This window comes from Acinetobacter guerrae (assembly GCF_009372255.1).
GTDB classification, from domain to species: domain Bacteria; phylum Pseudomonadota; class Gammaproteobacteria; order Pseudomonadales; family Moraxellaceae; genus Acinetobacter; species Acinetobacter guerrae.
Genome location: NZ_LXGN01000034.1, coordinates 378639 through 402836 on the forward strand (window position 1 = coordinate 378639; position 24198 = coordinate 402836).

Genomic DNA, 24198 nt, shown 5'->3' on the forward strand with positions numbered 1-24198 from the left:
ACATCATCTTAAAGTGAATATTTATTTGAATACACTTTTAAAGACTGAATGTGGTCGTGCTATGGATTAAGCAATCAGCATGCCATTAATAATATTCAAAGGGTTTTCCCCATATCACAATAAATACTATATTCAGGATGCTATAAACCAAACTGCTCAGCCAGAACACAAAAAAGCTGCATAGGCCTATGCAGCTTTACGTATACGTTAAGGAATATGATCTTAAAAATATCAATGTCATATCTTTAATGTCATCCCCTAGCAAATAGTATAACACAATGTTTTTTACTTTTACTTTATGAAAGCAAACAACCCTTCTTATAAAAAAATTTAAAAATCAATATGTTAAATAAAAAACCGATCATTGTATTAAATTTTGACGATGCGCACGGGACAGCGATGAACGCTGTGTATAATTCGGATTATTTTCTATGACTTGAAGGCTATGCTCCGCATCAGTGATCACTTTACTGACTTGTTCTTTCTTCTTCATCTTGGAATCCAGATAAATACTATAACCAAGCAAGATCACTAGACTAGCAAAAACCATCACGAGTATATTTCTCATAAGGTATATTCTTGTTATTCGTCTAACTGTGTTTTATTTTACCAAAAATAGACAAAAAAGCGACATATTTAACAATTAAAAAACTGATTGCCAATTTAGCTATTATATGACAGCTAAAAAATACACTTTTTTGAAATTTTTGTCCCTTTTACATCAATCATTTTATAAAATGGAAAATATAATCTTTCCACGTTATTTTGTTGTTAATACCCTGATTTTAAAATTATTATTTAAATAGCCAAAACTTTATTTCATCTACTTTAGGCTTTTAAAAGTCGTTCTCCTATACTTGTACTTTATAACTTATTGCTTTAAATAATTATATTCATATGGTTGTGCTCACTTAAGGGTTAAAAATATCAATTTTGTACTTTTTTAACATTTAAAAAATTAATCTATGACGTTAAATTCCTTCATTTTCATTATAAAAAATAGGTAGTTATTCAATATATAAGACCTAACAGCTTATTCTATAAATTATTGTAATATGATGACAAAATCATGAACTCAATCAAGTTAATTGCCTTAAAAGGCTAAATTATCAACACCTTTATCATTATACTTTTACGCTTTGTAAGATTGGCAGAAAATGACTTTTTTTGTCAACATACAAATATGTGTTCGATTACCAAGCAAAACATTTTTAACGCTTATAAGCTCGACAAAAATTCGTGTATGTTTCGAGCTTAAAATGTTAGACTTGCGCCTTATTTCTAAATTCATTTCATTTTATGCAAATTACGCCACCTTGATTGATCTCACTTCTTAAATATCAATTGAATTCATCACTGTCTAGTGATGTGGTGTCGTTGTATGTGTAAATATCACATCACTAGCCTTTTATAACAGATAATTTTATAGGCTATTTATGTTTCAGCAAATTCGTCAAGAATGGTTCTCTAATATTCGTGGAGATGTTCTGGCAGGCTTAGTTGTGGGACTTGCTCTGATTCCAGAAGCGATTGCTTTTTCCATTATTGCAGGTGTTGACCCTCAAGTCGGGCTATATGCTTCGTTCTCTATGGCTGTTGTGATCGCTTTTGTCGGTGGCCGCCCAGCGATGATTTCCGCAGCAACAGGTGCTATGGCTTTGCTGATGGTAACTTTAGTGAAAGAGCATGGACTGAATTATCTTCTTGCAGCAACAATTTTGACTGGGATTATTCAAATTATTGCTGGGCAACTTAAACTGGCTAAACTGATGCGCTTTGTTTCTAAATCGGTCGTGATTGGTTTTGTGAATGCGCTTGCGATTTTAATCTTTATGGCACAACTTCCCGAATTGATACACGTCTCAAGTCAGGTCTACCTTTTTGTGATTTTAGGTTTGGTAATCATTTATGGATTCCCTTATGTGCCAAAAATTGGAAAATTGATTCCATCCCCGATGGTCTGCATTGTTGTGATTACTTTTCTCGCTTTATTTTTAGATTCACATGTAAGAACCGTTGGTGACATGGGTCATTTACCCAATAGCTTACCGCATTTCTTTATTCCAGATATTCCGTGGAATCTTGAAACTTTATGGATCATTTTACCCTACTCCTGCGCATTGGCTGCGGTGGGATTATTAGAATCCATGATGACCGCAACAATTGTAGATGAACTGACGGATAGCTCAAGCGATAAACATCGTGAATGTAAAGGTCAGGGTTTTGCCAATATTGTGACAGGTTTTATGGGAGGCATGGCGGGTTGCGCCATGATTGGGCAATCCATGATTAATGTAAAATCGGGTGCTCGCAAGCGTCTTTCAACCTTAGTGGCAGGTATTTTTCTACTGATATTAGTCGTGTTTATCAGTGACTGGTTGCGTGTGATTCCTATGGCAGCATTAGTTGCAGTAATGATTATGGTGTCAATCAGTACCTTTGACTGGGGATCGATTAAAAACTTTAAACGAAATCCTAAAAGTAGCAATATCGTCATGATAACCACAGTGATCGTGGTGGTTGCGACTCATAATTTAGCGATTGGGGTCTTGGTCGGAGTTCTGTTGTCGGCATTATTTCTGGCTCAAAAACTCGAAAATGATGTGTATATTGAAACTTCACTTCATGGTAATAGACGTATTTACGATGTTCGTGGGCAGTTATTTTTTAGTTCATCTGAGCGTTTTATCCGTGCATTTGACTTTCAGGAAAATGTTGAGCAGGTCATTATAGATTTAACCCATTCTCATATTTGGGATGTGACGACTGTAGCAACACTTGATAGCATCGTTGAAAAGTTCGAGAAAAATGGAATACAGGTCACTGTAAAAGGTTTAAATGAAGCGAGTTCCATCATGATTGATAAATATGGTAAACACGCCAAAATTTAAAAAATATAAAACCGTGCAATTTGAGTTTTGCACGGTTTTGTTTTAGACACAGAGATCTTTAAAACTGGTAGTTTAAACGGACTAAATAATTTCGTGGAGTACCTGGCATAGAGTTAGAACGCCAATACTCTTTGTCGGTTAGATTATTTACCGCAAAAGTAATGCCCCAATGTTCATCTTTATAACCCAATGCAGCATCTAAACGTGTCCAGCCATCAATTTTGCTAAGATTGTTATCTGCGGTATAAAACGAACCCACATAAGTTCCACCAACTTCAACATAGACTCTCTCAACAGGGAGATAACGTATAAATAAATTACCCGTATTTTCAGAAATATTGGCAAGACGATTATCTTTTAAACGACTCGCTGGTGTCACATTGGCACGAATATCTTTTGTCCATTTGGCATCGGTATAACCATATCCACCACGCACAAAAACATTATCTAGCACACGACCAATAAAACTGAACTCAACCCCCTTTGATTGTTGTTGTTGACCGACTTGCCATTCATTGGGTTGGTTTGTTGGATCAGGACGATAACGAATATTGTTCTTGGTAATATCAAAAACCGATAATTGTGTGTTTAAGCGCTGATCGAACCAATCGCTTTTAACTCCTATTTCGTATTGCTCATTGTATTGAGGCTTCGCATCATAAACACTGGTATCATTTACATTCGGGTCAATGCTAATTGTACCTCGCCCGCCATATGGGGCAAAGCTTTTACTGTACGACGTATAAAAACTATGATTATCGGTTGGCTGCCAAACAAAACCGACATTAGGGCTTAAACTTTCACCATTATAACTTTTTGATATATCTACAGGTTTACTGTTAGCCACAAATGCCTGTGTTTTAAACTCAAATGTATCGTAACGAATACCCAGCATCATTTTTAATGTTGGTGTAAGCGTTATCAGATCTTGTAAGAAAAACGCAAGATTTTCTGCATCATGATGATTAATTGTAGTGGTGGTTTTATGTGCATTTTCAGGCAAATCATCATAATAGTCTGAAGGCTGATAAGGATTAATATATCCATAATATGTTTGAGTGCCGCTTGAATAGTTGCCAAGTTTTGGATCACGATCTTCATGTGTCCAATCACTTCCAAACATAATTTGATGTTCAAAACGTCCTGTATTGAATTTACCCGTAATATCAAAGGTATTAACCAATGTTTTATTCATGGTTTCTTGCCATGCATAACTTTGGCGCAAATATCCTTTCCAAGTACACGCTGCGCCTGTAATTTGTTTACCGTTCAGATCACACCATGTTCCGCCGAAGAAATTATCAAAATTTTGATAGGCTTGACGGTAGCTTGCCGCCCAATGAAATTTCCAGTTGGGAGCAAATTCATATTTAAGATCCGTCCGAATAGTTTGCAACTCATCTTCAATATAATCGGTTGGACGGGCAAATCCTGTTTTTAACGATACATCTTTTGGCAAGTTTTCATAACTTGGCCCCCGATCAGGTGTGCGATCTAATTTATCGTAGGTGTATTGTGTGGTCCATAATAAAGTTTGATCATCATTTCGATAACTAACACTTGGAGAAAGAAGTTCAATTTGAGAGCCAATTCCTTTACGAAAACTGTTGGTATCCGCTTTTTCACCTGTTAAACGTACTGCCCAGTTATCATTTAAAGCTCGATTAATATCTATGGTTGCCCCAACATTATTGTAGGAACCCGTATAAAGCCCAACCGTACTTTTTGAATCAAAATTGGCAAATTTTGTGACCATATTGATCACGCCACCACCTTGACTTCGACCATACAGAACTGAAGCAGGCCCTTTTAAGATTTCAATTCGTTCAACATTGGCTGTGCTACGGCGTAACTGACCGCTTTCACGCACGCCATCACGGTAAATGTCACCTGCATCTGCGGCAAAACCACGTAAATAAATGCCATCACCACGAGTATCGTAACTGGTCGATACTCCGGGTGTGCCTTGCAGCATAATACTTAAATCGTTAGCACCATATATTTTATATTTTTGCACATCGATAGTATCGATGGTTTGTGGAATATCTTTCTTCTTTAGACCATTACGCGTGACATTTGCTTCATCATAGTCGATATAACTTTTGACTGGATCAAGTTCGCTCATTGCTTCAATTTTAATGGTAGGCAAGACTGCTTTAGTCGTTTGTAGCTCATCAGTATTTAGCGATTCATCAAGATCTTTTGCAAATCCAGAATGAGTTTGCACAATCATCATTGCTAATAGACTCAGCTTAAAGGCGCTTATAAGCTTCATTTTTAAATTAAATTGATTCATTAGAAAAATTACTCAGACTTAAAATATTTAGTAAATAAAAACCTGTGCATACTAATAAAAAACATTCTCATTTGCATTACTGTTTTAATACAAATTGATCATTCTGAGTACAATCAATTAAGCTATTTTTAATAATCATCTTCTAGAAATTGAAAATTCAACTATATTTTTAAGAAAAAAAATACAATCTAATGTGATAACAAACTAAATATAAATAAGAAAATTTTAAAAAAAATGAAACTTTTCCAATAAAAAAGGGATAACCGAAGTCATCCCTAAATATTACATGTTTTGATTAATTACGCAGCAGACCGCTCATTCTCTTCAAGCATTTTACGGTCAACTTCTTCAGGATTATTAAGAGCATTCTGAAGTTTTTGCATATCCAATGCTCCCACCCATTTAGCAACAACGATAGTCGCTACACTGTTTCCAGTTAAATTGGTCAAGGCACGAGCTTCAGACATAAAACGGTCAATACCCAAAATAAGCGCTAAGCCTGCAACAGGAATATGTCCAACTGCCGATAATGTAGCAGCCATTACAATAAATCCTGAACCTGTGACACCAGCTGCACCTTTAGATGAGATCAACAATACAACCAACAAAGTAATCTGATGCTGAATATCAAGCTGTGTGTTGGTCGCCTGAGCAATAAAGATCGCCGCCATGGTCAAATAAATCGATGTACCATCCAAATTAAATGAATAGCCTGTCGGAATAACCAAACCTACAACTGACTTTTCACAACCTGCGATTTCGAGTTTTTTCAGCATACGCGGTAATACGGATTCTGATGAAGACGTCCCTAATACAATGAGTAATTCTTCACGAATCAGGCGTAACATTTTAAAAATGCTAAAACCACACAAGCGACTGATAGAACCTAATACAACGAAAATAAACAACAAGCAAGTGGCGTAGAAACAAAGAATAAGTTGACCAAGTTGTACCAACGATCCAACACCATATTTACCAATGGTAAATGCCATCGCACCGAAAGCACCGATCGGTGCAAGCTTCATGATCATATTCACGATATTAAAGAATACATGTGAAATTTGATCAATCAGTTTCAGAACAGGTTTGCCCGCATCGCCAAGTTTATGAAGTGCGAAACCAAAAAGGATAGCAAACAATAAGACCTGTAAGATTTCACCATTGGCAAACGCACCTACGACCGTCTCAGGAATGATATGCATCAAAAAGTCGACGGTAGATTGGGACTGACCCGATGCAACGTATTTCGCAATCCCTGCTGTATCAAGTGTTGCTGGATCAACATTCATACCCACACCAGGTTTGGCAATATTAATCACCAACAGACCTACAATGAGAGCAAGAGTTGAAACGATTTCGAAGTAAAGTAACGCAATCCCACCTGTCTTACCGACAGATTTCATACTTTCCATACCTGCAATCCCACTGACTACAGTACAGAAAATAACAGGTGCAATAATCATCTTAATCAGACGAATAAATGCATCACCTAACGGTTTAAGTTGTTCACCTAAACCTGGGATATTTTCTTTGACACCATCTACGATTTGCGTGGTACTCGGATAAAAATGTCCGACCAAGACACCCGCAATAATGGCAATGATCACTTGAAAATAAAGTGATTTGTAAATCGGTTTTTTAGCCATAACTTTACGTCAACAAATATTTCTAAGCCCTTAGAAATATATCTATAAAAATATCTATAAAAAATTTATAGACAGCCCTTTAGCCCACTTGTCTGGATGACTCATGGCGGAAGTTCTTTTACAAGAAAACTTTCCTTAAGATGAAAAACAATATGTTTTTCAAAACAGTCTCACGACTTAAAACGTTCCGATCAAACTAGAACTTAATCTGTTTAAAGAAAAATGGGAGGTAACGAATAAATCGTTAATAAAAATTAAACAGTACTAAAATGCCGAGAGTTTACTGCAATTCCTCTTTTTATCGGTTACAAAATCCATTTTTCGGCTATTTTTTAAGCAAAAATAGTGTAGACATTAGTCTAATGCCCTTAAGAATAATTCTTTCATTTTATTTTTATGTCATAGTGATGCTATTCATTTTTCCACGAAATATTGACCGCATATGAACACTAAGAAAAATCTATATAAAGACAGTGAACATCCTTTTGCCCAATATGTGCGTATATTGGGCAAAGGTAAAACAGGTTCACGGTCTTTAAGTTATGAAGAAGCTTATGCCGCTTTTTCCATGATTTTAAAAGGTGAAGTTCTGGATGTTCAACTTGGTGCTTTTTTAATGCTGCTTCGTGTTAAAGAAGAATCTGTTGAGGAACTGACTGGTTTCGTGCAAGCAACTAAGGATCAGCTCAACTTTGCACCACTTGCAGTCGATCTGGACTGGTCATCTTATGCGGGTAAACGCAAACATTATCCATGGTTTTTGTTGTCCGCACTCACGCTAGCAAAACATGGTTATAACATTGTCATGCATGGTGCTGCGGGACATACCATTAACCGCGTATATACTGAACAAGTGTTAGAGTATCTGGGATATCCAATTTGTCAGTCTGAACAAGATGTTAAGCAACAATTACAGCAACAACATTTTGCTTATTTACCATTAGAGGCAATTTCTCCTGTACTCAATGACATGATTTCTTTACGTAATGTCATGGGGCTACGTTCCCCCGTTCATACTTTAGCGCGTTTAATCAATCCCTTTAATGCTAAAGCCACTTTACAAGCCATTTTTCATCCTGCTTATCGTAGTTCACATCAGCAAGCAGCATATCGACTAGGCTATAAAAATAGTGCGGTAATTAAGGGTGAAGGCGGTGAATTTGAGCGGAATCCAGATGCTAAAACGCTTATTTGTGGAATAAAAAATGGCGAACTGTATGAATACGAATTACCTAAATTAACACCAGAACGCAGCCCGACCGAAGAAGAACTTGATTTAGAAACATTTAAACAAGTCTGGTTAGGGCATACTCGCCATGAATATGGTGAAACGGCACTTATTGAAACAATGGGTATTGCACTGTACAGCATGAATATCGTTGAGGATTATGCTCAAGCGATGGACAAAGCAAAAGAGCTTTGGAATACCAGATTCGACAAAGCTCTTTAAATAGCTTTAAAACCGATGCGTTTTAAATAAAACGGATCGGTTTAAATTCAGGTTCTGGCAGGTGTGAATCACACTCCTCACCTTCTTCCTTTTTACCTTTATCGATATAACCTGTACGCTCTGTTTCGGGTACATTCTGGTGTTCCCACGCAATGACCGCTTGCATACAAGTCTGGCGTTGTTCCTGAGTCAGAACTACACCATTTGGCCATTTACCAATTTCGACTGCCGTTTTTAAACGCTGTACGATATCTGGATCTAAAACGGCAAGCATTTGTTCAATATTCATGCGTCATCCTGCTGTTGAAATGAGTCAAAATCCTGATTCCAGCCAAGCTTTGTACGGCAAGCCATATAAAAGTCATAACCGGGTGGATGCAATAAGTTTAACTTAAATGGATGCTTTCGGATATGCACCGTGTCACCGACATTCAGAGAAATACTGTTTTGTCCATCTGCGCTCACCATCGGTAAAACGCGATTTTCTCGAATCGTCAGTTTAATCTCGCTGTGTCCACTCACCACGATTGGACGCGAAGATAATGTATGAGGATGCATAGGAACTAACGCTATCGCATCCATGCCAGGATGCAATATAGGCCCCCCACCTGACAGTGCATAAGCGGTAGAACCCGTTGGGGTTGATACAATCAAGCCATCGCTGTGCTGACGATAAACATACTGACCATCAATATTGAGTTCAAAATCAATCATATGAACTGATCGACCAGAATGCAGAACCACATCATTGAGCGCAATCGCATCATAAATCGTTTCGCCTTTGGAACGTACTTCCATTTCCAGTAAAAAACGGCGATCTAATTGAAAATGTCCTTGCAAAACCTGATCAAGCTTAAAAATAACTTCAGACGGGGTAATATCGGTTAGAAATCCTAAACGTCCACGGTTGACACCGATTACAGGGGTATTATGTCGAACCAATGCGCGTGCCGCATGCAATAGCGAACCATCACCACCTACGACAATGACCAGATCGACCACTTCTCCCAACAAATTACGACTGACACTTTGTGTGTTGTTGTCTGGAACAAGTGCTGCGGTTTCCTGATCAAAAACAGGATGTAAGCCCAAATGCAAAAGATGGTCATGAATTAAGCTTAGTGTCTCAACCACTGATGATTTATCAGGACGACCAATTAAACCAATATTACGAAAAGATTTGGCTGAAAGATTTGCAGACTGCATTGTATGCCTATAAGTTAAAGCCAGTATAGGGTTTGTCTGTGAAGCATCTCACATCTTTTATCAATGTATATTCACAGGATTCAGATACCCGCTTTCAACGCCTTTGTCGCTATTCAAAGATCCATACTAAGTTGAAGTGAATCTCTTGAATGGCAAAATAACGATGAACCAAAGATCGACATATAACATGCGATTTGTGTAGCTAATATAACACAGTAAATTTAAAATCGTATGCAATCCATTGGATCTGTTTATCTTTATAAAAAAATCATGATTATCAAAATGCTGAAGCAAATATAAGCTTTCGGATAAAATCTGGTTTTTTTAGCTCGTTCACAGATTTATTATTGCAAAATATATAAAAGCTATCGCATGATTAGCACACTTTGTTGGCTTTTATGACAGATTTATGAAGTTTGAACGTGGCATTGGCTTTTTTGCGCTTATCTTTTCAGTCATTATTATTGGCGGTTTTCTTGCATTTAGTATCTATTTAATTCGTCTGGATAACATTATTCGCGATAAGTTTGAAGGTAAACGCTGGGATATCCCCGCAAAAGTTTTTGCACGACCTTTAGAACTTTATACCAATGCGCCTGTCGACCAAGCAGATTTTACTCAGGAACTTGGATTACTTGGTTATAAAAACGCTCAGAATTACACGAAATCTGGTAGTTACGTGGTTCAAGGCAATACCATGTATGTGCATACCCGTGGTTTTGACTTTGGTGATAGCAATGAACCTGAACAGGTTTTACAGGTTTCTTTTGCCAATGCCCAAATCGCAGATATTCGCGCGACCAAGCCTTCTTCTACAGGAATCGCGCGACTTGAACCACTTTTGATTGGTGGGATTTATCCGCAGCACAATGAAGATCGAGTACTGATTAAACTCGACAAAGTTCCAAAAACCTTGATTGAAGCTCTTGTTGCAACAGAAGATCGTAACTTTTATAGCCATCATGGTATTTCTGTACGAGGTACTGCACGTGCTTTAGTGAGTAATGTCACAGGCGGCAGACGTCAGGGTGGTTCTACGCTGACACAACAATTGGTCAAAAACTTCTATTTGAGTCCAGAACGTACACTAAAACGTAAAGCCAATGAAGCATTTATGGCGATGTTACTAGAGCTACATTATAGTAAAGATGAGATTTTGGAAGCTTACTTAAATGAAGTCAATCTAGGACAAAATGGCAGCTATTCTATTAATGGCTATGGCTTGGCTTCCCAGTTTTATTTTGGTCTCCCGCTACGCGAATTAAACATTGCCCAACAAGCTTATCTTGTTGGTCTGGTACAAGGGCCATCGTTATATAATCCGTGGCGTAACCCTGAAGCGGCACTCAAACGTCGTAATATTGTGCTGAATAACATGTTGGTGATGGGTTACTTAACTCAGGACCAATATGATAAAGAAAGCGCGCGTCCTTTAGGCGTGGTGGCTAAACCAAGTCTTGGGCCAGCAAAATTTCCAGATTTTCTGGATATCGTGCGCCGTCAACTGCGCTCTGAATATCAAGAAAATGACTTAACCAATCAAGGTCTACGTATTTTCACAACCCTTGATCCGATTGCTCAAACCCGTATTCAGGATGCATTTAAATCGAGTGTCGAGCAGATTGCGAAACGTAATCCTGCGCGCCTAAAAGATCTACAAGGTGCGGTTCTAGTTCAACATCCCGAAAATGGAGAACTAATTGCTGCTGTAGGCTCTACACAGGACTTTACTGGATTTAACCGTGCCGTGGATGCAAAACGTCAAGTTGGCTCCTTACTTAAACCCGTGATCTATTTAAGTGCCATTGAGTCTGGACGTTATACTTGGGCCAGTCAGATTCAGGATGCTGCTGTGAATATTCCGGTGGGCGGAGATAAAAGCTGGACACCCAAAAACTATAGTGGCGGTGAACATGGCGTGGTCACCTTACAGCAGGCATTGGCAAACTCATATAACCTTTCAGCCGTGCGTTTAGGGCAGGAATTTGGTTTATCTGCCTTTACCAATAACCTGAAAAAATTTGGAGTTAGCTCAGATATTCCAAACTATCCTTCTGCATTTTTGGGTGCTGTAAATATGTCACCGATGGAAATGCTCAGTATCTACGGAAACTTTGCAACTGGCGGTTTTAAATACCCGACTCGCGCGATTCGTTCAGTCGTGGATGCCAACGGTCATGTATTGGAGCGCTTTGGTTTGAATGTTCAACAAACCATTGACCCATCTGCTGCTTATATTTTGAATTACGGTTTGCAACAAGTTATGCGTTCAGGTACAGGTAAAGCCGCTTACAGCACCTTGTCATCTGACTTGAATTTGGCTGGTAAATCAGGAACAACCAATGATACACGTGACTCATGGTTTGCAGGTTATTCAGGCAATCATCTTGCTGTGGTATGGCTTGGTCTGGATGATAATAAAATCACAGGTCTAACGGGTTCGTCAGGTGCCTTACCTGTATGGACGAATGTCATGAAACAATTGCGTCAACAACCAGTTAACTTACGTCAAACAGATGATGTGCAATGGCAATGGATTGACTCTGCTACAGGTCATTTATCAGCTCAGGGTTGCGAAGGTGCAATGTATATTCCACTCATGCGTAATAATGTGCCGCGTCAGGCAACTGTGTGTGGCTTACCGCATTATCATGTTGAACCAACTTACAATTCTGATACGGAAAACGGTGATACAAGTGCTCCTGCGAACGATAGCATGGACAACTATATTCGCGACAGTGAAGATCAAATGCAAAATGATCTCTCCAATAATCGCGTAATTTCCAGCGGTAGTTATTCGAACTAATGATGTGGATTGGTAAAAGAGATTTTAAAGATATGTGGAAGCAAGGTTTTTTAGCATTAACAGTCGTTTCTTTTGTGGGATGTTCAACATTTCCCTTACATGAGGAGCAAAAAAAAGCGCCAGAAAAGCCTGCTGAACCTGCCAAGAAAGCGGTACAGACTCCTGATGGTGTCAAAATTACTCCGTATCAGCAGGATGAAATTAAGCGTAAACAAATGCGGGTTGTAGTTCCTGAACAAAAGCCACAACAGCAGTTTAATGATGGACGATCTTTGCCTGCCTTTAAAAATCTGATCCAACAAACTCAGACAGCCTATAGCCAACAAAAATGGGACGATGCTGAACGTTTTGCTTTACAGGCTCAGCGTTTAGCACCACAGGCTGCTGAAACCTTTATGTATCTGGCTTTAGTCGCCAATCAAAAAGGACAATATAGTTCGGCAGAATCACTGGCAAGACGCGGTTTAAGCTATGCACAATCTGCGCCAATGAAAAAACAACTTTGGCAGGCTATTTTAGTCGCGGGGCAAAAGCAAAATCATGTTCAAACGGTACAACAAGCTCAACAGGCCTTAAAATCACTTTAAGGCTTGTTGTAGATAGTGCAAGCATCTGAAGTTTTTATATGAATTTAGAAATTACGAATGCCTGCAATTCCGTAAGCACCATGTTGCTGTGCTTTCATAAGATCATCAGGATGCAAACCACCCAGCGCAAAAATCAACACATTCGTTTGTTTCGCCCATTCTGCTAAAACCTGCCACCCAAGTGCTTTCGCCTCTGGATGTGTTTGTGTGGTCTGGATTGGACTGATCAACACCGCATCACAGCCGACTTGCTCGGCATGTTGCAACGCAACCAAATCATGACATGCAGCGATGTAACGTGTACCTCGCTGCAAATCCCCTTTTCTGCATTGCATTAATTGATGCTGCTTTAAATGCAGCGTTTTGATCAAAGGCTTTAAATCACTAGGTAGTTGTTGGAAAGCTTCAATATTTAAAATCAGTTTTTCCAAATCATCTGGTGAATATTGAAATAAATCTTGAGTTTGAAGTTGTTCTGTTTCCGTACGCCAGTAAAACAGTCCATGTTGATCTGGCTGAAATTCCGATAATTGATGACTAATTTTGATGAAATTTGACCAAACTAAACGCTGAATAATGCAATCATTTGCTTTGGGGAAATTGAGCTGCGTGAGTTGCTCACGACTGTACCACGTCCACGGCTGTTGAATTAAAGTCAGTAAATTTTCTGGCACATAGGCATAAAACAGATGAAGATTAACCACAATATCGTCATATTCATGCTGAATACAATCAAACGCATACCATTGTTTTAATCCAATACCAACTTCTTCATAAATCTCACGGCGACAAGCTTCTTCAGGACTTTCTTGCTGTTCCACTTTGCCGCCTGGAAATTCGTATTTATTGCCTTGATGTTGCTTTGCTTCACGCCAGCCCACCAGTACTTTTCCACGATGAAATAATAGTCCAATTGCAATGTCGATCACAGGTTTTGGCATAGCGTTTAGGTCTTCCTTAATTTTACCCAAGTGTAAGCAAATTTTATTTTTTATAAAATATTCATTTTTTCATTGACAGGCCTATTCGATAATGATTATCATTTAAATCGTTAGCTAAAACACCACGGAGCACAACAAATGAACGCACCTTTTAATTTATTTACTCGTAGCAATGAAACAGCCCAATCTTTACCAATGTTGCATTCAAACAATCTATTTGCCCTAGGTCGTGAAATTCGCATCATGCATGCGGGTGAAGAATACCGTTTACGTTTAACCCGAAACAATCGTTTGATTTTGACAAAATAATAAGAACTATCGTCTAAAATAATAATACTCGTGGGCAAATAAAATACATGAACAGTATGGTTAAGCCATACTGTTTTTCTTTATGCCAAATCTGAATTTATTACACACTAAACATTTTAATGGGCATACACCATCTAAAAATAAACCTTAATCTTCTGCTAAAGCAAAAACCAGTTGTACCGATAATCCACCATGTTCTCCAGCATGAAAATCCAGTTTTGCATGATGCAACATTACAATTTTTTGGGTAATAGAAAGTCCAAGACCAGTACCCTGCTGCCCTGTGCCCAAGCTTCTAAAAAAACGTTGACCAAATCGCTCTAAAATTTTCTGGTCAATTTTCTCGCCGTGATTTTGAATGGTCAAACGCAGTTGTTTTAGATCTTGCTGTGTATTTTCAACTCGAATATGAACTTGTGAATAAGCAGGTGAATAGCGAATTGCATTATCCAGTAAGTTTCGAATACAGGTAAACACAAGTTCATGATTGGCATTGATATACGTTTGTGTTGCATTAAAATCGCAAATAACTTGAACGCCTTTATCCTCTGCAAATAAAGATAATGCAGTGATGACTTCAATCACGATTTCATCTAGCGATAGCAGCGTTTTGGTGAGTTGCTGTTCATGGGCAGGATCTAAGCGTGCTAAAAGCAGCAAATTTTCTAAAACCTGCGTACTGCGGTCGACATCATTTTGAATCTGGCCTAAATCTTTCTTCAATTCTGGAATATCATGATATTTTCGTTGGATCAATTGCAGACGCATTTGTATTGCAGATAATGGAGAACGTAATTCATGTGAAGCATCCGCAGTAAATGCCTGCTCTGCCAATAATGCCCGATCCAGTCGTGTTAAAAGTTGATTTAAAGCATCGATGACAGGTTCAATTTCTTCGGGCATTTGAGCAGTGGTAATAGGTTGTAAGTTCTGTGCCGACTTTGCCTCAATAGATTGAGATAAATTTCGTAAACTTGCCAAATCGCGATGAATACCCCAACGTACCAACCCCCATTGCAATAACCATAAAATGATCAGAATTACCAAGTACCAGATCAGGCTTTGCCAGATTTCATCAAAGCGTGCTGATAAAGGCTGAATCACAATAGATTTCAGTCCTGTTTCAGCTTTATCCTGCCGATAAATACGCCAAAGATGTCCATCTTTCCATAACAAGGAAAAATCTGTTTCAACGTCTAAATTTAGAGGTAAAGCATCATGATCTGCGGATTGAGTAAGCAGTTGATTATTCCAATACAATACATATTGCAGATCGAACTCATCACTTAATTCATCTAGTTGCTGACCTGAAGGTAAATGTATGTCTGAAAGTAATAACATATCTGAAACCTCGTCCATGATTTCATCTTGTACTTTCATGGTGTGATAACAGGTCAAAAACACCAGCAACATAAAAGCAATTACGCCTGCAACAACTCCACTCCATAGCGTTGTTCTGATGAGTTTCGACTGTAATGACAAAGACACTGGACGATTCATTATTTATTCACCCATTCGATAGCCAAGACCACGAATGGTTTTAATCAAAGTTGTACCGATTTTTTTACGCAACTGATAAATATAGACTTCGATGGCGTTACTCTCAATTTCTTCACCCCATGCATAAAGCGATTCTTCAAGTTGTTCACGTCTTACAATACGTTCGGGGTATTGCATCAATTTATATAAAATCTGGAATTCTTTTGCGGTTAAATCCACGATGTGCTCATCTAGCAATACGGTTTTAGCGTGTGTATCCAGTTTGAGTTGTTTCCATTCTAAAATATGACTATTTGCACGTTGTTGGGAACGTAACTGAGCGCGTACGCGGGCAGAAAGTTCATCCAGACTAAAAGGCTTAACCAGATAGTCATTTGCTCCCAAATCCAAGCCTGTCACTCGATCTTCAATTGTATCTTTGGCAGTGATAAAAATAACAGGAGTAATTGGCTGGTGTTTGCGTAAAGCGAGTAGTACATTATCCCCTGTCGCTTTAGGTAAACCTCGGTCTAGCAAAATACAGTCATACTGGTGTTGCTCAATCGCGGCAATGGCATAATCGCCACGTTCAACCCAATCCACACGATAGCCATCCATTTCGAGCCATGATTTTATGCTTTCAGCTTGGGAACGATCATCTTCTGCTATTAATATGCGCATGGGCTATCTCAAGTGCTTTATCATTAAATAGATCTGTTTTTCACTATAAAGTAAAAAAACCACAGATCCAAAATCAGACCTGTAGTTTCTCTGGAGAACAACTTTTTAAGATTTTCGATCAAAATTGAACACGATCAACATCAATTTCAACACGTTTTGTCGGTAAACGGTCAATATCGACTTCACCGATCAACGTTACGGTCGTAGTGGGCGAAATTGCACGACCTTGCCATAATTCATCATCGATATCGACTGTAATCGTGCCTGTGGCATCTCGGAATTGATATTTTTCATCTCCCAAAGATTTAACCACCTGCCCTTTAAGCATTACAGGCGCATCATCTTTCATAGTCAAGGCTTGCTTCACACTCGTCACTTTTGTTGGTGCTAGAGCAGACTGATTAACAGGTGTCTGCGCAGATACATAACCAGTGGTCGCTAAAGTTGCAGCTAATAAGATATTACGCATCATATTCATTTTAATTACCTCATTTGTGTCGGGGTATTGAGTTGATTCATTCAATACGCATAAATTAAACAAACAAGATGAGGTGAATCTTAGGAAAATTTGTGCTTAGGCTATTTAGCTAAGTGGAACAACACGCAAAACCTCTTCTAGCGTCGTAACACCTTCAATCACTTTACGCGCACCTGCAATGCGCAATGGTTCTACACCTTCTTTTTTAGTTTGGGCACGTAATTCATTTAAGGTCGCATGTGCACTAATTAAATGTTTAACTTCAGTACTTACAGGCATAAATTCATAAATACCAACACGTCCTTTGTAACCCGTGTTACGACATGCTTCACAGCCTACTGCACAATAGACAGTTTCAGGCATATCCATAATGTAATCAAAAGTCAGGTGTTCCCACTCCTGTTCATTAATCTGGGTTTGCACTTTGCAATGCGGGCATAACTTTCTGACTAGACGTTGCGCTAATACACCCAAAATGGTTGCGGCAGTCAGAAATGGCTGGACACCAAGATCATGCAATCGGGTTAAACTTGATGGTGCATCATTGGTATGTAAAGTGGAAAGTACCAAATGCCCTGTTAATGCTGCTTGTATCGCCATATTGGCGGTATCCTGATCACGTACCTCACCCACCATGATGATATCGGGATCCTGACGCATTAAAGCTCGGACACCATCGGCAAAACCAAGTTCAATGGCAGGGTTGACCTGCATCTGATTAAAACTGGGTTCCAACATTTCAATGGGGTCTTCAATGGTACAGACATTAACCTGTTCAGTTGCCAATTGTTTTAATGATGAATAAAGTGTCGTGGTTTTACCTGAACCTGTCGGCCCCGTAACCAAGATAATGCCGTGACTATGCTGAGTGAGTGTATTCCAGTCATTGAGTAAACGTCCTTCAAAGCCCAATTGCTGAAAACTGCGTACCAGAACTTCTGGATCAAAAATACGCATCACCATTTTTTCACCAAATGCAGTCGGCAAAGTCGAAAGACGTAGCTCTGTTTCTTGTCCTTTAGGTGTTCGGGTTTTTAATCGTCCATCCTGTGGTTTACGCTTTTCTGCAACATTGAGTCGTCCCAAAATTTTAATCCGCGCAATAACCGCAGTTAGTGTATTTGCAGGCATGTTATAAATGGTGTGTAAAACACCATCAATACGGAAACGAACCTTGCCTGTATCTTTACGTGGTTCAAGATGGATATCACTTGCACCCTGTTCAAAAGCAAATTGCAAAACCCAATCAACTAATTTGACGATGTGTTGATCATTGGCATCAGGCGTTTGCGTATCGCCTAATTGTAAAAGTGCTTCGACGCCTTTATTTTCCCGATCATAACTACCCGAATTTTGCGATGAATTGACCGCGCGACTGACCTGATAATATTCAACCAGATAGCGATGTAACTGTTCAGGATTCAAAATCACTCGTTCAATTTTTTTGGGACTCAAGCTACGCTCAAGATTCACCAACCAGTCTGTCATAAACGGTTGGTCTGTCCCGATTAAAATTGAATCTGCTGTAATACCAACGGCCAAAATTTTATTTCGTAAAGCAAACTCTTGTGACATCACCGACGTCAATTTACCTACATCTGCTTTTAGTGGATCAATCACATAAAATGCCAGATCTGATTTTTCCGCAAGCCATTGACTTAAACGTGTGCTATTTAAAATTTTGTCAGGTGATTGTTGGTCTTTAAGATTGAACTGAGCAATCCATTGAATTGGATGCCATTTCAATTGATCTTTTTGTCGATGTGTCGTTTGAATCAATAATTTATCACGCTCGGTGATGCGACCATCTTTTAATAATTGTTCTAAACACCAAACCGTATCTATTTCAAAATTAAACTTCATTGTTATACCCCAAACACTCTACACAATATAGCAGAGTTCATTTGCAATGTATTTTTTAGTCTTTAAATTAGGTATATGCAGCACTTAAAAATTGTTTTAAAGTGCCATAAAAAGCACCAACAAAATATCCATATCATAGGCGGCTAAATGAGTTCGATTGCATTTAAAAACTTTCATGAGGCAGGACAAGCGGTACTGCATTTTTTACATCAAAAATTTGGTTTTGATTTATGGATGATCACGCGTGTAGAAGGCAATGACTGGATTGTCTTGCAATCTGAAGATCATGGTTATGATGTCAAACCTGGCCGCGTTTTTAACTGGGCAGATTCGTTTTGCTCACATATGGTATTGGGTCATGCCCCACGCATTGCGCCACGTTCCGAAGATATTCCTCTCTACGCTTCTGCGCCCATTGCCCAACAAGTCAACATTAAAGCCTATATTGGTCAGCCTTTGGTTAAAGAAGATGGCAGTCTATTTGGAACATTATGCGCGATTGATCCAGAACCCAAGTCTGAACAAATTATCGAAGATGGTGGTTTAGTTGAATTATTTGGTAATTTACTCAGTCATATTTTACAGCGTGAAATTCGTGAGAATGAACAAATTCGTTTGCATGAGCGCTTACAAAATGAAGCCGTCATTGATGCTATGACAGGTGTCTACAATCGCCGCGGCTGGAATCAATTTCTTTGTACAGAAGAAGAACGCTGTAAAATTTATGGTCATCCTGCTGCCGTGTTGATGATTGATCTCAATGGTTTAAAAGCAATCAATGACCAACAAGGACATGCCGAGGGCGATCGTTTTATTGAACAAGCAGCGTTCATTTTAAGAAAATCGCTACGTCAGGAAGATTTACTGGCACGTTTAGGCGGCGATGAATTTGGAATCCTGATACTGGGTCACGACCATGACAATCTGGAACACTTAAAACAGCGCTTACTTGAACATTTGGCAGATGCCAAAATCAGCGCTGCAATCGGCTATGCGATGCGTCATCCAAGTCATGGACTCGAGGACGCTTGCAAATATGCAGACGAACAAATGTATATTCATAAACGAGAATGCAAAATGCATTAAAACGATCATGGTACTTGGGCAAAATCAACAATTTCAATGTATTGTTTATTTACACTGAAACTAACATCAAATTGAGCAAATTTCATCTTGTAGATTCGATGAATATCATCCTGATAGGCAGGACGAGGATCTAAAGATAAAACTTGCTCAAGATCTTGAACCAATTGTAGATTTAGCTGTAATTGCTGCATAAAAATTTGTTGCTGTTGTAAGGCAGATTTATTCCAGATCACTTGTTTTCGTTCAGGCTCAAGTTGGGCATAACCACTCTGTGCCTTTTCAATAGCATCTGAATAATGAATATAAGGCTTAATATCCAAGATGGGCGTTCCATCAAGTAAATCACTGCCTGTCAAATAAATTCGAAGTGCTTTGCCTATTTTTTCAATTGATTTAAATTGCACCACGGATAACCCAATGGGTGCAGGTCGATACATACTACGGGTAGCAAAAACGCCGATTTTTTTATTTCCGCCCAAACGTGGTGGACGTACTTGTGGACGAAATTTTTCAATTTTCTGCTGATTTTTATTGTCATGAAACTGCCAAATCAACCATAAATGGCTAAATTCCTCGATTCCTTCAAATGCCAAAGGATCATTATAGGGTTCGTACATTTCAATGTATGACTCTACCTGCACCAGATTGGGCTGGCGCGGAATACCAAACTTTTCACGGTAAGGCGAATGCATGCTGCCGATGATTGGCAAATTTACGGAATTCATCATCACTTTTTCTTATAAACACAATTAAATATATTCAGTTTATCGAGAATGATTTTAGATTAGAATAGCAACCTGTTTTCTTTTGATCGTGATTGAGATCTTTAATGGCTGCTTTTAATGTTGAACGCATCACCCATGTTCACCACTGGAATGACACTCTTTTTAGTTTTAAAACAACACGCGATACCGCACTACGTTTTAAAAATGGTCAGTTCGTCATGATCGGGCTTGAGGTCAATGGCAAACCGTTAATGCGTGCCTACTCAATTGCCAGTGCCAACTACGAAGAAGAACTTGAGTTTTTCTCGATCAAGGTTCAAGACGGTCCACTCACCTCTATTTTACAAAAAGTACAAGTGGGCGATGAAATTTTGATTTCAAAAAAACCGACAGGCACTTTGGTACATGATGATATTAATCCAGGTAAAAATCTGTATTTCCTTTCTTCAGGTACAGGTCTTGCACCATTTCTATCTTTGATTCGTGATCCTGAAACTTACGAAAAATTTGAAAAAGTGATTTTGGTTCATGGTACACGCTGGATTAGTGAATTGGCTTACCAAGATCTAATTTTGAATGAATTGCCAAATAATGAATGGTTTGAAGAACTCGATATCAAAAACAAATTGATCTACTACCCAACTGTGACACGTGAACCATTTGAGAATGAAGGTCGTGTCACGACTGCCATTGAAACTGGTGCATTATTTGAAAAAATTGGTTTACCACCATTTAACCCAGAAACTGACCGCGCAATGCTTTGCGGTAGCCCGCATTTCTTAACTGACGTAGCTGCACTTTTAGACAAAGCTGGTCTTAAAGAATCTCCGCGTATGGGCGTTTTAGGCGATTACGTGATTGAACGTGCGTTCGTTGAAAAATAATCTGCTTTTGTGACAAAAAAACCGAGAAAATTTTCTCGGTTTTTTTATTTGGCTCATTAACGTCTAATCAAATTTTATGACGTCGCTTTCAGTTCACCAAAAGCAAAATTGGAAACAGATAATCCACCCATAAATTTAGCTTCATGATAATTACGCGTTGCCTGTTCACCCTCTGCTGCACCAACTGCAACCATTAAAGGTAATAAGTGTTCCTCACGTGGATGAGCAATACGTGCTGCTGGAGCAAGCTCCCACTGATTCAGGCGTTCATTACGCTCACTACCTTGCTGTTCAACAACAGTTTCAAACAACCATTGATCAAATGCGCGTGACGGTTCTGCCGCATGTGCATTGAACATACGTAAGTTGTGATAGCTGAGTCCACTCGCCACAATCAACACATTTTCATCACGTAACTGCGCTAAAGCACGTCCCATTGCGATATGTTGTTGCGGATCAAGCCCTTTTTTCAAGGATAATTGCACCACTGGAATGTCCGCAGCAGGGTTAATGACCTGCATTGGAGAAAACATGCCGTGGTCATAACCGCGTTGCGCATCTGTAGCAACCGCAATATTCGCTTGTTCAAGTAACGCTACAACACGTTCGGCCAGTTCTGGTGATCCAGATGATTCATAACGCACCTGATAGGTATGTGCAGGAAAGCCACCATAGTCATAAATCATATCGGGCTGTAATGCAGTTTGAACCGTAAATTCTGGCGCTTCCCAATGCGCAGAAATCATCAAAATGGCTTTAGGTCGTACTAGCACAGAATCTAACAAATCGCCCAGTGATTGGGCCAGATTGGCATAAACTGTATTCAGATAATCAGGCATCCACGGCCATGGCCCACCACCATGCGAGACAAAGAATACAGGTTGTCGATAATGTATGGTTGTCATAGAACTCCCCTCTCCCAAATCATTTATTTCATTACTTATATCTATTTAATAGACTTATAAGTGCAACAACAACGATAAAAACAGAACAATTCAACGCATTATTAGAACGATAAATCCTGACCGAATTGCTAGGTTGAGTCCAACACAGACTAAACTTAAAATAATCACTTATATTTTATATGCCTTTAGTCATTTTATGAAAACTGAGTTGCTCTCTCCAGCTGGATCATTAAAAAATATGCGTTATGCCTTTGCTTATGGCGCTGATGCTGTTTATGCAGGTCAACCACGTTATAGCTTGCGGGTCCGTAACAACGAATTTGATCATGATAATCTTCGTATCGGAATTAACGAAGCACACGCTTTAGGCAAAAAATTTTATGTAGTGGTCAATATTCAACCACACAATAGTAAACTCAAAAACTTTATCGCCGATCTACAACCTATTATCGAAATGCAACCAGATGCACTGATTATGTCTGATGCTGGCTTAATCATGTTGGTGCGAGAGCATTTTCCAGAAATGCCGATTCATTTATCTGTTCAAGCCAATGCAATCAATTGGGCAACGGTAAAATTCTGGAAAAACTATGGTTTAACTCGTGTGATTCTTTCACGCGAACTTTCGATAGAAGAAATATCAGAAATACAAAAACATGTGCCAGATATTGAACTTGAAGTGTTTGTACATGGCGCTTTATGTATGGCTTATTCAGGTCGTTGCTTGCTGTCAGGTTATATGAATAAACGTGATGCCAATCAGGGCACCTGTACCAACGCTTGTCGATGGGAATATAAAATTCATGAAGCCGTGGAAAACGAAACTGGAGATGTTATTCCCACCAAACAACTCGCATCCACACAAAGCTGTTGTCATCCCAAAGAGGATCAAACTCCGTTCATACAATCTGTTTTGGTACAACGCAATGATGAGGAAATGTTTGCTGCTGAGGAAGATGAACACGGCACTTATTTTATGAACTCGAAAGATTTACGTGCCGTGCAGCATGTAGAGCGTTTGAGTCAGATGGGTATTCACTCCCTAAAAATTGAAGGTCGCACCAAATCTTATTTTTATTGTGCGCGAACTGCGCAGATTTATCGTAAAGCGATTGACGATGCTTTGGCGGGTAAACCTTTTGATCCGAGTCTAATGAAACTTCTCGAAGGTTTAGCAAATCGTGGCTACACCGAAGGCTTTTTGCGTCGCCATGTGCATAGTGATTATCAAAATTATGCCGATGGTTCTTCACATTTTGATTATCAGCAGTTTTGTGGTGAAGTACTAGAACGCAATGGCGACTACATCAAAATTGATGTAAAAAATCGTTTTGATGTTGGTGATGCTTTAGAGCTGATGACACCACAAGGAAACATTAGTTTTATTTTAACTGAAATTTTGGACAATAAAGGTCGGCAAATTGAAAGTGCCAAAGGCTCAGGGCATGTCGTTGAAATTCCATTAGATCCACGTATTGATATTAAATATGCGCTTTTGATTCGAAACCTACCTTATGCTGCAGAACAAATTTCTTCGTCCGCTTTAGCGTACGCTGCGGAGTAATGATGGCTTTATTGATCACTTCTGAATGTATCAATTGCGATATGTGTCTACCCGAATGCCCAAATACTGCAATTTTTGAAGGCAAAAAGGTCTATGAAATTGATGCAAATCGCTGTACAGAATGTGTGGGATTTTATCCTGAACCAACCTGTATCGCAGTCTGCCCAATCAACTGCATTATTGCAGACCCTAACCATGTAGAAGATCAAGCAGAGTTACTGGAAAAGTTTAAAAGACTAAATATTGTCTCTGGTCGATTTTAAAAGAACATAAAAAAAGAACTTGACTGTTAGCGGATCAAGTTCTTGTAAAATAAATCTAAATTTGAAAACCTTTAACGTTGAAAGCAAAGCAGTCGGAACTCCTTTGCTTTTTATGGCTTAACTATTCCGAATAATATA

Annotated in this window: 21 protein-coding genes; 9 read left to right on the forward strand and 12 right to left on the reverse strand. The window is 38.9% G+C overall.

What is annotated here, in order from left to right; genetic code table 11:
- Window positions 1–361 precede the first annotated feature (361 nt).
- The gene (locus A7A69_RS11520) at window positions 362–568 is read right to left on the reverse strand and encodes a hypothetical protein (RefSeq protein ID WP_151982121.1); all 207 of its coding nucleotides are present in this window, start codon (window positions 566–568) and stop codon (window positions 362–364) included.
- An 868-nt stretch (window positions 569–1436) separates the two neighbouring features.
- Between A7A69_RS11520 and A7A69_RS11525 the strand changes: the two genes are divergently transcribed.
- Window positions 1437–2891, forward strand: a complete 1455-nt coding sequence (locus tag A7A69_RS11525) for a SulP family inorganic anion transporter (protein ID WP_152877664.1) — start codon at window positions 1437–1439, stop codon at window positions 2889–2891.
- A 58-nt stretch (window positions 2892–2949) separates the two neighbouring features.
- Here the strand turns inward: A7A69_RS11525 and A7A69_RS11530 are convergent, their stop codons facing one another.
- Both A7A69_RS11530 and A7A69_RS11535 read right to left on the reverse strand, forming a co-directional pair.
- Window positions 2950–5187, reverse strand: a complete 2238-nt coding sequence (locus A7A69_RS11530) for a TonB-dependent receptor (RefSeq protein ID WP_152877666.1) — start codon at window positions 5185–5187, stop codon at window positions 2950–2952.
- A gap of 299 nt (window positions 5188–5486) precedes the next feature.
- Window positions 5487–6833, reverse strand: coding sequence for a dicarboxylate/amino acid:cation symporter (locus tag A7A69_RS11535; RefSeq protein WP_151982115.1), 1347 nt, complete (start codon window positions 6831–6833; stop codon window positions 5487–5489).
- A 442-nt stretch (window positions 6834–7275) separates the two neighbouring features.
- Here A7A69_RS11535 and A7A69_RS11540 point away from each other — a divergent pair, with 442 nt between their 5' ends.
- Complete coding sequence (locus A7A69_RS11540; protein WP_152877668.1) at window positions 7276–8283, forward strand: glycosyl transferase family protein; 1008 nt, start codon at window positions 7276–7278, stop codon at window positions 8281–8283.
- Between the two features lie 22 nt (window positions 8284–8305).
- Here A7A69_RS11540 and A7A69_RS11545 read toward each other — a convergent pair whose 3' ends face one another.
- Window positions 8306–8572, reverse strand: coding sequence for a YeaC family protein (locus A7A69_RS11545; RefSeq protein ID WP_120368831.1), 267 nt, complete (start codon window positions 8570–8572; stop codon window positions 8306–8308).
- Complete coding sequence (locus A7A69_RS11550; RefSeq protein WP_120368830.1) at window positions 8569–9489, reverse strand: NAD(+) kinase; 921 nt, start codon at window positions 9487–9489, stop codon at window positions 8569–8571. Before A7A69_RS11550 ends, A7A69_RS11545 begins: the two co-directional genes overlap by 4 nt.
- A gap of 409 nt (window positions 9490–9898) precedes the next feature.
- On the opposite strand from A7A69_RS11550, the gene mrcB reads away from it, so the two are divergent.
- Window positions 9899–12295, forward strand: a complete 2397-nt coding sequence (mrcB, locus tag A7A69_RS11555) for a penicillin-binding protein 1B (protein WP_152877670.1) — start codon at window positions 9899–9901, stop codon at window positions 12293–12295.
- A 32-nt stretch (window positions 12296–12327) separates the two neighbouring features.
- Entirely contained in the window at window positions 12328–12882 is a 555-nt protein-coding gene (locus tag A7A69_RS11560) for a tetratricopeptide repeat protein (RefSeq protein WP_171500811.1), read from the forward strand.
- 44 nt (window positions 12883–12926) lie between these two features.
- On the opposite strand, the gene A7A69_RS11565 is transcribed toward A7A69_RS11560, so the two are convergent.
- Window positions 12927–13823 (reverse strand): NUDIX domain-containing protein, encoded by an 897-nt coding sequence (locus tag A7A69_RS11565; protein ID WP_152877674.1) that lies wholly within the window; start codon window positions 13821–13823, stop codon window positions 12927–12929.
- 138 nt (window positions 13824–13961) lie between these two features.
- Here A7A69_RS11565 and hemP point away from each other — a divergent pair, with 138 nt between their 5' ends.
- Complete coding sequence (gene hemP / locus A7A69_RS11570; protein WP_004989761.1) at window positions 13962–14132, forward strand: hemin uptake protein HemP; 171 nt, start codon at window positions 13962–13964, stop codon at window positions 14130–14132.
- A 147-nt stretch (window positions 14133–14279) separates the two neighbouring features.
- On the opposite strand, the gene A7A69_RS11575 is transcribed toward hemP, so the two are convergent.
- The 4 genes from A7A69_RS11575 to tfpB all read right to left on the reverse strand — a co-directional run bounded on the left by A7A69_RS11575 (window position 14280) and on the right by tfpB (window position 18633).
- A complete protein-coding gene (locus tag A7A69_RS11575; protein ID WP_152877677.1) occupies window positions 14280–15632 on the reverse strand; it encodes an ATP-binding protein in 1353 nt (450 codons plus the stop codon).
- Window positions 15633–15635: 3 nt separating this feature from the next.
- Window positions 15636–16292: a response regulator transcription factor gene (locus A7A69_RS11580; protein ID WP_152877679.1), complete on the reverse strand. Its 657-nt coding sequence runs from the start codon at window positions 16290–16292 to the stop codon at window positions 15636–15638.
- 118 nt (window positions 16293–16410) lie between these two features.
- Entirely contained in the window at window positions 16411–16770 is a 360-nt protein-coding gene (locus A7A69_RS11585) for a NirD/YgiW/YdeI family stress tolerance protein (RefSeq protein WP_120368824.1), read from the reverse strand.
- 105 nt (window positions 16771–16875) lie between these two features.
- Window positions 16876–18633: a type IV pilus assembly ATPase TfpB gene (gene tfpB, locus A7A69_RS11590; RefSeq protein ID WP_152877681.1), complete on the reverse strand. Its 1758-nt coding sequence runs from the start codon at window positions 18631–18633 to the stop codon at window positions 16876–16878.
- Window positions 18634–18780: 147 nt separating this feature from the next.
- On the opposite strand from tfpB, the gene A7A69_RS11595 reads away from it, so the two are divergent.
- A complete protein-coding gene (locus A7A69_RS11595; RefSeq protein WP_120368822.1) occupies window positions 18781–19719 on the forward strand; it encodes a GGDEF domain-containing protein in 939 nt (312 codons plus the stop codon).
- A 5-nt stretch (window positions 19720–19724) separates the two neighbouring features.
- Here the strand turns inward: A7A69_RS11595 and tsaA are convergent, their stop codons facing one another.
- Complete coding sequence (gene tsaA / locus A7A69_RS11600; RefSeq protein ID WP_152877683.1) at window positions 19725–20444, reverse strand: tRNA (N6-threonylcarbamoyladenosine(37)-N6)-methyltransferase TrmO; 720 nt, start codon at window positions 20442–20444, stop codon at window positions 19725–19727.
- Between the two features lie 104 nt (window positions 20445–20548).
- Between tsaA and A7A69_RS11605 the strand changes: the two genes are divergently transcribed.
- A complete protein-coding gene (locus A7A69_RS11605) occupies window positions 20549–21328 on the forward strand; it encodes a ferredoxin--NADP reductase (protein WP_004989772.1) in 780 nt (259 codons plus the stop codon).
- Between the two features lie 74 nt (window positions 21329–21402).
- Here A7A69_RS11605 and A7A69_RS11610 read toward each other — a convergent pair whose 3' ends face one another.
- The gene (locus tag A7A69_RS11610; RefSeq protein ID WP_152877685.1) at window positions 21403–22233 is read right to left on the reverse strand and encodes a DODA-type extradiol aromatic ring-opening family dioxygenase; all 831 of its coding nucleotides are present in this window, start codon (window positions 22231–22233) and stop codon (window positions 21403–21405) included.
- Between the two features lie 196 nt (window positions 22234–22429).
- On the opposite strand from A7A69_RS11610, the gene trhP reads away from it, so the two are divergent.
- Together trhP and A7A69_RS11620 are read left to right on the forward strand one after the other, a co-directional pair.
- Window positions 22430–23797, forward strand: a complete 1368-nt coding sequence (gene trhP / locus A7A69_RS11615; RefSeq protein WP_152877687.1) for a prephenate-dependent tRNA uridine(34) hydroxylase TrhP — start codon at window positions 22430–22432, stop codon at window positions 23795–23797.
- 2 nt (window positions 23798–23799) lie between these two features.
- On the forward strand, window positions 23800–24060 hold the full coding sequence (locus A7A69_RS11620; protein WP_120368819.1) for a YfhL family 4Fe-4S dicluster ferredoxin: 261 nt from the start codon (window positions 23800–23802) through the stop codon (window positions 24058–24060).
- The last annotated feature ends 138 nt before the right edge of the window (window positions 24061–24198 follow it).

What these genes read in the sequence shown, in the direction of transcription:
- A7A69_RS11520 (WP_151982121.1), bottom strand. Translation starts at nt 568, where the DNA reads ATGAGAAATATACTCGTGATGGTTTTTGCTAGTCTAGTGATCTTGCTT.
- A7A69_RS11525 (WP_152877664.1), top strand. Translation starts at nt 1,437, where the DNA reads ATGTTTCAGCAAATTCGTCAAGAATGGTTCTCTAATATTCGTGGAGAT.
- A7A69_RS11530 (WP_152877666.1), bottom strand. Translation starts at nt 5,187, where the DNA reads ATGAATCAATTTAATTTAAAAATGAAGCTTATAAGCGCCTTTAAGCTG.
- A7A69_RS11535 (WP_151982115.1), bottom strand. Translation starts at nt 6,833, where the DNA reads ATGGCTAAAAAACCGATTTACAAATCACTTTATTTTCAAGTGATCATT.
- A7A69_RS11540 (WP_152877668.1), top strand. Translation starts at nt 7,276, where the DNA reads ATGAACACTAAGAAAAATCTATATAAAGACAGTGAACATCCTTTTGCC.
- A7A69_RS11545 (WP_120368831.1), bottom strand. Translation starts at nt 8,572, where the DNA reads ATGAATATTGAACAAATGCTTGCCGTTTTAGATCCAGATATCGTACAG.
- A7A69_RS11550 (WP_120368830.1), bottom strand. Translation starts at nt 9,489, where the DNA reads ATGCAGTCTGCAAATCTTTCAGCCAAATCTTTTCGTAATATTGGTTTA.
- mrcB (WP_152877670.1), top strand. Translation starts at nt 9,899, where the DNA reads ATGAAGTTTGAACGTGGCATTGGCTTTTTTGCGCTTATCTTTTCAGTC.
- A7A69_RS11560 (WP_171500811.1), top strand. Translation starts at nt 12,328, where the DNA reads ATGTGGAAGCAAGGTTTTTTAGCATTAACAGTCGTTTCTTTTGTGGGA.
- A7A69_RS11565 (WP_152877674.1), bottom strand. Translation starts at nt 13,823, where the DNA reads ATGCCAAAACCTGTGATCGACATTGCAATTGGACTATTATTTCATCGT.
- hemP (WP_004989761.1), top strand. Translation starts at nt 13,962, where the DNA reads ATGAACGCACCTTTTAATTTATTTACTCGTAGCAATGAAACAGCCCAA.
- A7A69_RS11575 (WP_152877677.1), bottom strand. Translation starts at nt 15,632, where the DNA reads ATGAATCGTCCAGTGTCTTTGTCATTACAGTCGAAACTCATCAGAACA.
- A7A69_RS11580 (WP_152877679.1), bottom strand. Translation starts at nt 16,292, where the DNA reads ATGCGCATATTAATAGCAGAAGATGATCGTTCCCAAGCTGAAAGCATA.
- A7A69_RS11585 (WP_120368824.1), bottom strand. Translation starts at nt 16,770, where the DNA reads ATGAATATGATGCGTAATATCTTATTAGCTGCAACTTTAGCGACCACT.
- tfpB (WP_152877681.1), bottom strand. Translation starts at nt 18,633, where the DNA reads ATGAAGTTTAATTTTGAAATAGATACGGTTTGGTGTTTAGAACAATTA.
- A7A69_RS11595 (WP_120368822.1), top strand. Translation starts at nt 18,781, where the DNA reads ATGAGTTCGATTGCATTTAAAAACTTTCATGAGGCAGGACAAGCGGTA.
- tsaA (WP_152877683.1), bottom strand. Translation starts at nt 20,444, where the DNA reads ATGAATTCCGTAAATTTGCCAATCATCGGCAGCATGCATTCGCCTTAC.
- A7A69_RS11605 (WP_004989772.1), top strand. Translation starts at nt 20,549, where the DNA reads ATGGCTGCTTTTAATGTTGAACGCATCACCCATGTTCACCACTGGAAT.
- A7A69_RS11610 (WP_152877685.1), bottom strand. Translation starts at nt 22,233, where the DNA reads ATGACAACCATACATTATCGACAACCTGTATTCTTTGTCTCGCATGGT.
- trhP (WP_152877687.1), top strand. Translation starts at nt 22,430, where the DNA reads ATGAAAACTGAGTTGCTCTCTCCAGCTGGATCATTAAAAAATATGCGT.
- A7A69_RS11620 (WP_120368819.1), top strand. Translation starts at nt 23,800, where the DNA reads ATGGCTTTATTGATCACTTCTGAATGTATCAATTGCGATATGTGTCTA.